4 protein-coding genes are annotated in these 2,260 nt (G+C 63.4%); 3 read left to right on the top strand and 1 reads right to left on the bottom strand.

What is annotated here, in order from left to right; all coding sequences use genetic code 11:
* The 3 genes from RMN73_RS02630 to RMN73_RS02620 form a co-directional block, all read left to right on the top strand.
* Window positions 1–259 (top strand): hypothetical protein (locus tag RMN73_RS02630; RefSeq protein WP_309601764.1); only part of this gene is annotated, 259 nt, incomplete at its 5' end.
* A gap of 192 nt (window positions 260–451) precedes the next feature.
* Entirely contained in the window at window positions 452–1,003 is a 552-nt protein-coding gene (locus RMN73_RS02625; protein ID WP_309601763.1) for a hypothetical protein, read from the top strand.
* Window positions 1,004–1,022: 19 nt separating this feature from the next.
* Window positions 1,023–1,781: a sterol desaturase family protein gene (locus RMN73_RS02620; RefSeq protein WP_309601762.1), complete on the top strand. Its 759-nt coding sequence runs from the start codon at window positions 1,023–1,025 to the stop codon at window positions 1,779–1,781.
* On the opposite strand, the gene RMN73_RS02615 is transcribed toward RMN73_RS02620, so the two are convergent.
* A partial coding sequence (locus tag RMN73_RS02615) for a glutamate ligase domain-containing protein (RefSeq protein WP_309601761.1) occupies window positions 1,778–2,260 on the bottom strand: 483 nt, incomplete at its 5' end. The genes RMN73_RS02620 and RMN73_RS02615 overlap by 4 nt on opposite strands.

Raw genomic sequence — 2,260 nt, 5'->3', positions numbered from 1 at the left:
ATTCGAGGGAGGAACGAACCACATGACCGATAATACTGACACGACGCGCCCTGACGATACGGGCCAGCCCCCCGCACCGACGCAGCAAAAGCCGCCCGAACGCGAGCTTGAACTGAAGCTCAAGAAGAACCCCGAAGACCTTGATACCAAGACGGATGTTGGATCAGACCAGTCGATGGACGCATCTGACCCGATTGCCGCGACCCAGCCGGGCGGCAACGAACCGGTGCCATCCTCGGGCTTTCCGGAGGGGAAGTAAGCCGACCGTCACCAAGGTGACACCCAGTTGCAATATTCCCACACCCGTCGCCCCAAAGGTGGCGGGTGAACTATTGGTGCTTGCCGTGGACCTATCCCTTTGATTCAATGTGAATGGGGGGCGGGATCGTGGTTAAGCAATTTGCAACCACCGCTGCTGCATGATCCTCCCCAGGCAAAAGGAGTCGGGTTCATGACGACACGCACCAGTCAGCCAGCCGGGGGAGCCTTGCTGATTGCAGAGCTGAAGGAATTCGCCAGTTTCCCCAAGGCGACGCAGCGCTATATCCGCCGCTCGCTGGATATTGGTTTTGGCCGTGCCGACCCGATCGACATCTGGGCCCGCGACGAAGGCGAAGCCGCCTCGATCCGCGCGCAGGGCCGCTTCTACAAGCAGATCGATCATCTTCGGATGCAGATCCCCGACGATAGCGGGCTCGACATGATCGAACCGTTCATGGGCATGCTGGTCACGCTGTCGGCGTTCGACCTGGGCCAGGACCGCCTGCCGAGCTTCGCGGCGTTCCGGTTCCTGTATGAGCGACTGCTCGGGGCCAGCGTCCGGCCGTGGCTGCCTGCTGCATTCTGCGCCGCCGCGTCACTGCCGCATCTCCACCCCGACCGTCGCCGCATCCTGTTGCAGTCGATCAGCGAGAGTGCTGCAACCGCGGCGGGCTGGTCGAACCGCGAGCCGGTGTTCTGGCCCGAGTGGGTCGAGAAGGTCGACGTCGCCGCTGCTGCCTGAACTCATTCTCAACGATGCAGTGCGAACGCTCGCCGGCTTGCTGGCGGGCCTCGCGTTGCTTCGCGGGGTCGAGCTAGCGTTTCCGCAGCGCGGGATGCCCAAGCCCGAACGCAATTGGACCGGGCTGAAAATCTGGCTGGTCTATGTTGGGGCGCAAGTTGCGCTGACAGCGGTGGTGCTGGCGGTGATCGGGGCGAGCAAGGTCTCGCCAAAGATCGACCCCCGCGATGTGCTCGGATTGCCAACCTGGGCAGCGGCCATCGTGGTTGGGCTGGCGGTGATCCTGGTCAAGGATTTCCTGTTTTACTGGGAGCATCGCGCGCAACATCGATTCTTGTGGCGATGGCACGCGCCGCACCATTCGATCCGCAATCTGAGTGCGACCAACAGCTGGCATCACTGGTCGGAAATATTGATGTTCGCTCTGTTCGTGTCGCTGCCGCTGAGCCTGCTCAGTCCGGCGTTCGGGCCACGACCGATATTGGTCGGACTGATCCTGAGCTGGCAACCGATTTACCTCCATTCCGCGACCCGGCTGCAGCTGGGGCGGGTGATGCGCAAGGTGGTGGTCGACAGCCGCTATCACCGCATTCATCATTCACTCGAGCCGCAGCATTTCAACCGCAATTTCGGGGCGGCGACACCGCTGTGGGACTGGATGTTCGGGACAGCATACTTCCCGCATGGCGACGAATGGCCCGATGTCGGGCTGGCCGATCTCGATGAGCCGACGAATGTGCGCGAATGGTCGGCGCTGCCGTGGCGAAAGCGGGGTTAGAGCCGCTCCAATAAGTCGGACGCGAACTCGCTCAACGTATCGTCGCGCGCCCCCATGATGACGATCCGGTCGCCAGTTGCGGCCTCGGCAAGCAGCGCATCGCCAATCGCGGCACGGTCGGCGATGTGCAGCGCGTCGCCGCCGAGCTTGCGGACCTGATCGACCAGCCAGTCGGCCCCGCGCGCCTTGTCGACGGTGCCGCCCTGATAGACCGGATCGGGCAAATAGAGCTTGTCGCCGTCGCGAAGCCCCTCGGCGAAGGTCGCGGCAAGTTCATCGCCCATCTTGGCCAGCGGGCCGAAGCCGTGCGGCTGAAACATGACGAGCAATCGGCCAGGATGCGCGGCGAGCGTGGCCAGGCTGGCAGCGATCTTGTCGGGATTATGCGCGAAATCATCGATGATCGTGACGCCGTTGGCGGTGCCGACAATCTCGAGCCGGCGCTTCAAGCCCTCGAACCGGCCGAGCGCGGCGGCGGC

This window comes from Sphingomonas sp., assembly GCF_031372575.1.
Taxonomy (GTDB): Bacteria; Pseudomonadota; Alphaproteobacteria; order Sphingomonadales; family Sphingomonadaceae; genus Sphingomicrobium.
The sequence above is the reverse complement of the archived record's forward strand: the minus strand, read 5'-3'. Positions and strand labels throughout refer to the sequence as shown.